Raw genomic sequence first — 6,230 nt, forward strand, 5'->3', positions numbered from 1 at the left:
TCCGGTCCACCAGGACGATCGGCGGGTGGGCGATGTCCACGGTGATCCCCGCCTCGTCGTCCTGCAGCGCCTCAAGGGTGTCGTACTGCGAGGTAAGGAGCGACGGCGGCATGTACTCGTGTTCGCGCGCCGAGATGCGCGCGGCTACCAGGTCGATCGGACCGTAGGGGTGGACAACCATGGCACCGGGTGCGTAGCTCCGCAGCAGGTCCCGGTAGGAGCGTCTGAGCGCAGAGCAGGCCACCACGATCCCCGTATCGGTACCGGAGCTCAAAGTCTCCCCGACGGTCCGGAGCCAGGGCAGCCGGTCGGCGTCCGTGAGGGGGGTTCCGGCGGCCATGAGCGCGATGTTGTCCTCGGAGTGCAGGGTATCGCCGTCCACGAACGGAACGGCCAGCCGCTCGGCCAGGAGCGCGCCGATCGTGCTTTTGCCAGAGCCCTGCACCCCCATGACCACGATCACGGGGTTTGGCTGATTCACCATGGTTCAGCCTTTCGTCGCGCCGGCAGTGAGGCCGGAGACGATGTACTTCTGGGTGAACAGGGCGATCACCATAATGGGAATGGTCACCACGACGGACGCCGCCATGAGGCCTCCCCAGTCGATGCTCGCATAGGCGACGAAGTTGAAGATGGCCACGGGGAGCGTCTTGGTGTCGGCTCCCGACAGGACGAGGGCGAACATGAAGTTGTTCCAGGAGAAGATGAACGCGAGGATGCTGGCCGTCGCAATGCCGCCCACGGACAGCGGCAGGGTGACCTTCAAAAACGCGCCGATGTGGGTCAGCCCGTCCACGCGCGCGGCTTCCTCGAGTTCGAGGGGCATCGAATCGTAGTAGGACATCATGATGTACACGATCAGCGGAAGCGCCACGAACATGTGGGAAAGGATCAGCACGCCGTATCCGCCCACCAGCGACAGGTTGGAGAAGACGTAGTACCACGGCACCAGGAGGCTCACGCCCGGGATGATGCGGGCCATGAGCACCACGAGCGCGGAGCGGCGCATCGCGAACCGGCTCATGGAGTAGGCGGCAGGCACCCCGATGATCAGTGAGAGCACGGTGGACGCGAACGCCACCCAGAAGCTGTTGATCACGAAGGAGAAGTAGTTGTTGCGGCCCAGCACTGTCTCATAGTTCGCCGTCGTGGGCGTGAAGATGAGCGTCTTGCTGGCGTCGTAGATGTCCACATTGGTCTTCAGCGACGCAAGTAGCATCCAGGCCAGTGGAGCCAGGAAGGCCGCCACGATTACCACCAGCGCCACCACGCGGAACACCTTGTAGGCGCGGGAGCGGAATGGCTTCCTCCGTCGCGGCGTCACCGCAGCCGGGGCGTCCGTGCCGGAACCGGGCCGGAGCATTTTCGGTGTCACAACGCTCATTACTGCACGTCCTTCCGGCGGCGGGTCAGAACCCACATGGCGGCGATGATGATCAGGAAGAAGAGGATCAGCACGGTCGAGGACAACCCGTAGTCGTTGTAGTCGAAGCTGAGTCCGTAGGCATAGATGTTGAGGGTTTCCACCTCGTGGAAGGATCCGCCGCCGCGTCCCTTGGTGGCGTAGAGGAGGTCGAAGGTCTTGAGAGCATCGATGCTGCGCAGCAGGACGGCCACGATGATGGTCGGCATCAGCAGGGGAACGGTGATGAAGCGGAAACGCTGCCAGGCGTTGGCGCCGTCGATCCTCGCCGCTTCATCCGGTTCTTCCGACAGCGAGGTGAGGCCCGCGAGCAGGATGATGACCACCATGGGGGTCCACTGCCAGATGTCGATGAAGATCACGGTGGGCAGTGCGGTGTGCTGTCCCGAAAGCCAGGGCTGGGCGGGGATGCCGAGCAGGCCCAGCATCTGGTTCGCGAAGCCGATGTTCGGATCGAAGATCAGCCGCCACATCATGCCGACCGCCACGGGTGTTGCCACCAGCGGCAGGAGGATGGCGACCCGGACCCATTTCTCGCCCTTGAACGGGCGCCAGAGCAGCAGCGCGATGCACATACCGAGCACCATCTGCACGAGGAGCGCAACGCTGGTGAAGATGAACGTCCGCGCCACCGCGGGCCAGAACCGCTCGCCGTCGGAGAGTACCTCGAGGTAGTTCGCGAAGCCGATGAACTCGGATTCGGCGCGCACCGATCCTGAGGAATCGGTGAGGCTGAGGTACATCGTCCAGCCGAGCGGGAAGATGATGAGGATGGCAACGAAGATCATGGCCGGTGCGGCGAAGAGCCACTTCCGGTGGTTGTTGGCCCAGTCGGAGTAGGCCTTCCACGCGTTCTGCTGTTGCGGTTTTCTTTTTGGCGGCATGGTGGTGACAGCCATGGTCCACGTCCTTGGGGCTGGTATGTCTAGAAGTCTGGTGTGACAGCGAACTGTCGACGGGCACGGTGCGTCGGACGCGCGGCTCCAGCGCCGTCGTGCCCGGCCTGATGCCTGAGACGACGGCGCTGGCGCGCGCGGGTTACTCGCGTGTGGTGCTACTCGCGTTCGTCGTCGAGGAACTGCTGGAACGCTTCGTCCGCGGCGTCTGCTGCCGCCGAGACGTCGCCGCCGGTGATGCCGACGACGATCGGATCGCCGACCACTTCGCGGGCTTCGCCGACGTTGATGACCAGTGGGCGGTCGTGTCCAACGCCGTTTTCTGCGCTGACCTCAATCGCTGCGGCGAGGTCCTCGGGGTAGGTCTCGGTTCCGGCGGGGTCCGACCAGACCGAGTTGCGTGGCCCTGGCACACCAGCCTGCTGGATCTCCATGACCATGTCCTTGCTGGTGGCCCATTCGATGAACTTCCAGGCGTTGTCCTGGTTGTTCGAGGCTTCGTTGATGCCGAGGCCCCACGAGGGAACGTTGTAGGGCTTTGACCCCGCAGGGCCTGCAGGCATCGGCGCGAAGCCGACCGTCTCGGCAACCTGCGAGTTGGCAGGGTCAGTGGCGTTCTGGTACAGGCTGTCAGCCTCGGTGTAGAACGCGGCGCCGCCCTGGGTGAAGATGGCCATTGCCTCGGGCCAGCTCATGTCGGTGCTGACGTTTGCCGGTCCGTACTGGTTGATCATGCGCCCGTAGTACTCGTAGGCTTCCTTGGCTTCGGGGGAAGCTACGGCGGAGTTGCCCTCGTCGTCGATGAAGTCACCACCGAATCCGTACAGGAAGCTGGAGAACTGCGTGACCGCCGGCGACTTGCCCGTGCGTGCAACGAAGCCTGCGATGTCGGGGTTCGCTTCCTTGATCTGCTTGGCAGCAGCTTCGAGTTCCTCGAGAGTCTCGGGCACCTCGAGGCCGGCCTGCTCCAGGAGGTCGGTGCGGTAGTAGAGGACTTCGCGCTCGGTGATGGTGGGAACTCCCACTACCTGGTCCTCGAAAGTGGTGGAGTCTACCGGGCCGTCCTGGAAATCGTCCCATTCCCACTCGGGATTGGAGCTGACCCGGTCCGTGAGATCAGCGAGATAGCCGTTCTGCGCGAAGAGCTTGCCTTCCTGCAGGGGGCGGTACATCATGACGTCGATCTCATCCGTGCCGGCGTTGAGCTGCACGTTGTACTGGGCGGACAGCTGGTCCTCACCCAGCTGGGTGAGCTCGACCTTGAGGCCGGTTTCTTCCTCGAACTCGGGAATGGCCTCGATGACCTTCTCGGTCCACACGTGGTTTGCAAGGGTGACCCGCACGGTCTCGGAGGCCGCTTCGTCGCCCCCTCCGCCACTGCACGCCGCCAAAGATCCACCCGCGAGGATGGCCGTAACCGCCGTCATTCCGGCGACCCGCAAAGTTTTGCGTTGCACTGTTTCTCCAGATCTCTTCATTGAGTAGCTGCCGGTGTTGGCGGCGCCAGGAGTAGATGCGCGTTTACATCTGCTATAAAAAGCAATGGTAGTGACTTAAATCATACTTATGCAACCAGTGACGCCGATTGATATGCACTTGGTACGCTTCCGACATGCATACGGCCGAACACTCCCAGGTCTCAACGGCCACGCCCGCCGTCGTCTTTTCCGGGCTGCACGCCTCGGTCGTCGATCGGATGGGCCTTGCGATGAGTGCCGGAGACATGGCCAGCGGGTCCATCGTCCGGATCGAGGAGCTCGAGGAGCGCTTCGGTGTCTCCCGCTCCGTGATCCGCGAAGCCCTTCGGGTCCTGGCGTCCATGGGCATGGTCGAGTCTCGACGGCGCGTAGGTGTGCAGGTGCTGCCTGCCACGGAGTGGAACCTCTACGACCCGCAGGTCATCCGATGGCGTCTGGCATCACCCGGCCGGGTAGCCCAGCTGAGGTCACTGACCGAACTCCGCACCGCCGTCGAACCCCAGGCTGCTCGGCTGGCTGCCCTGCGTGCTCCCCTTGCCGACGCGAGCGAGCTGATGGGTCTTGCCGGAAAGCTGTGGGCGGCTGGACAGAACGGGGATACCGAGTTGTTCCTGAGGCTCGATATCCAGTTCCATCGACTGGTGCTCTCGAGCTCCGGGAACGAGATGTTCGGAAAGCTCAACTCGCTGGTGGCGGAGGTACTCACCGGCCGGACCCATTACGGGCTCATGCCGGAGCACCCGCATGAAGAGGCGCTGCAGATGCACGTGGATGTGGCCAGCGCCATCCAGCGGGGCAATCCGGCGGATGCGCAGGTCGCGATGCTCGCCATCATGAATCGTGCAATGGATGAGATGAGCACGCTGTGGGACGAGGAAGCGCACAAGTAGCTTCCTCGTCCCTTTTCCTCGGGCAGCTGCGGAACTTGCGCACCAATGGTGGGTGCCGTCGTCGTGCACCCACCATTGCTGCTCAGTTTGGCGATCTTGGCGGCTGGTCGAGGTGTCGGCGGTGTTAGTGTTGCCCTGCAAATAATCCTCATAAAGCCCCGGAGAGGCAGGCATGCGCGCAGTCCACTCCCTTCCCAGGGACAGCCACGCACGCAACCTTGCCCGTGAAGTACTTATCCGCGGGCCGATCTCCCGGGCCGAACTGGCAGCCCGGCTCAACCTCTCCGTTGCGAGTCTCACCCGCCTGAGCAAACCGCTCCTCGAGTCGGGGTTGCTGCGCGAGTCCGAGGAACAGCAGGCATCGTCCATCGGACGACCCACCAGGCCCCTCGAGGTGAGCCCTGATGCGCACCACTTCGTGGGCATCAAGCTCACGGGCGAAAGGGCTGCTGGAGTTGCCACGAACCTTCACTCCGACGCCATTGCCGCTGCCGAACGCACCCTTCCAAGCCACTCCGTCCCCGACGTCGTCGCGGCGATCGTCGGGGTCATTTCCGACCTGGGCGCGGTGGAGAGGCCCCGTGGCGTGGGAATAAGCGTCGGCGGAAAGGTGAGTGACGACGGCGTGGTGCTCCGTGCCCCGTTCCTCGAGTGGCGCGGTGTTCCCCTGGCGCGGCTCGTTGCAGAGGAAGTAGGCCTGCCGGTGGTCCTCGAGAATGACCTCGTCGCGCTCACCATCGCCGAACAGTGGTTCGGTGCCGGCCGCGGGAAAGCGAATTTCGCCGTCCTCACGGTAGGTGCGGGAGTGGGCTACGGAGTGGTGATCAACGATCGGGTGATCGCGCCGCCCGACGCCGGACTGGGCCTGGCGGGGCACTACCCCCTCGACGCCGCCGGCCCCCTGTGTTTCGAAGGCCACCGGGGGTGCTCCTCCGCCGTCCTGACCATCCCCGCGATCTGCTCCCAGTTCGCCGCCGCAACCGGCGAGCCGCTTCCCTATCCCGACATCTTGAGGTTGTCCCAGGAGAACCACCCGGTGGCGGCCGCCGTCGTGGGAAGTGCCGGCGCATCCCTGGGCAAGCTGATTGCCGCCGTCGCCAACCTCACCATGGTGGAGTGCGTGGTGCTGTCCGGGGAGGGGATGGACCTCGCCGAAGCAGCTGCGGAGGATATCGCCCGGGCCATCGCGTACTACCGTGACCCCGAGGCAACACCGATCCAGCTCCACCGCCGGCCCACCGATTTCACCCAGTGGGCGCGGGGTGCCGCAGCGGTGGTCATCCAGCGCACCATTCTGGGGACACTGGATTGACCCGTCCTCTGGACACTCCTTTCGGGCCGGGCGTAGCATAATCCCACGCCTCGCCGGACTCCGCAGCGTCCGGATGCAGGGCCAAGAACCAGCGGGGATGTCCGCTGCTCGGTTGCTGGGACCGGAGACGAATCTCTCACCCGTATCACCCCATAGGACATCATCATGAAGGATACAACTACGTCGATTTTGACTGCAGGACTGCTCAGCATCGCCCTCACCACGGCGGGG

6 protein-coding genes are annotated in these 6,230 nt (G+C 64.1%); 2 read left to right on the plus strand and 4 right to left on the minus strand.

Features of this window, described 5'->3' with window-relative positions; all coding sequences use genetic code 11:
* From Y705_RS20010 to Y705_RS0113480, 4 genes are all read right to left on the minus strand, one after another.
* A partial coding sequence (locus Y705_RS20010; protein ID WP_081738062.1) for a gluconokinase occupies positions 1-484 on the minus strand: 484 nt, incomplete at its 3' end.
* A 3-nt stretch (positions 485-487) separates the two neighbouring features.
* Positions 488-1,384 (minus strand): carbohydrate ABC transporter permease, encoded by an 897-nt coding sequence (locus Y705_RS0113470; RefSeq protein ID WP_026533236.1) that lies wholly within the window; start codon positions 1,382-1,384, stop codon positions 488-490.
* Positions 1,384-2,322 carry a carbohydrate ABC transporter permease gene (locus Y705_RS0113475; protein WP_026533237.1) on the minus strand — a complete coding sequence of 313 codons (939 nt, stop codon included), beginning with the start codon at positions 2,320-2,322 and terminating at the stop codon, positions 1,384-1,386. The genes Y705_RS0113470 and Y705_RS0113475 overlap by 1 nt, the downstream gene beginning before the upstream one ends.
* Positions 2,323-2,477: 155 nt before the next feature.
* On the minus strand, positions 2,478-3,776 hold the full coding sequence (locus tag Y705_RS0113480; protein ID WP_253908623.1) for an ABC transporter substrate-binding protein: 1,299 nt from the start codon (positions 3,774-3,776) through the stop codon (positions 2,478-2,480).
* A 155-nt stretch (positions 3,777-3,931) separates the two neighbouring features.
* Here Y705_RS0113480 and Y705_RS0113485 point away from each other — a divergent pair, with 155 nt between their 5' ends.
* Both Y705_RS0113485 and Y705_RS0113490 read left to right on the plus strand, forming a co-directional pair.
* Entirely contained in the window at positions 3,932-4,687 is a 756-nt protein-coding gene (locus Y705_RS0113485) for a FadR/GntR family transcriptional regulator (protein WP_026533239.1), read from the plus strand.
* 172 nt (positions 4,688-4,859) lie between these two features.
* Positions 4,860-5,999 (plus strand): ROK family transcriptional regulator, encoded by a 1,140-nt coding sequence (locus Y705_RS0113490; RefSeq protein WP_026533240.1) that lies wholly within the window; start codon positions 4,860-4,862, stop codon positions 5,997-5,999.
* Positions 6,000-6,230 lie beyond the last annotated feature (231 nt).

The sequence above is a fragment of the Arthrobacter sp. H41 genome (assembly GCF_000520535.1).
In the GTDB taxonomy this organism is placed as follows: domain Bacteria; phylum Actinomycetota; class Actinomycetes; order Actinomycetales; family Micrococcaceae; genus Arthrobacter_D.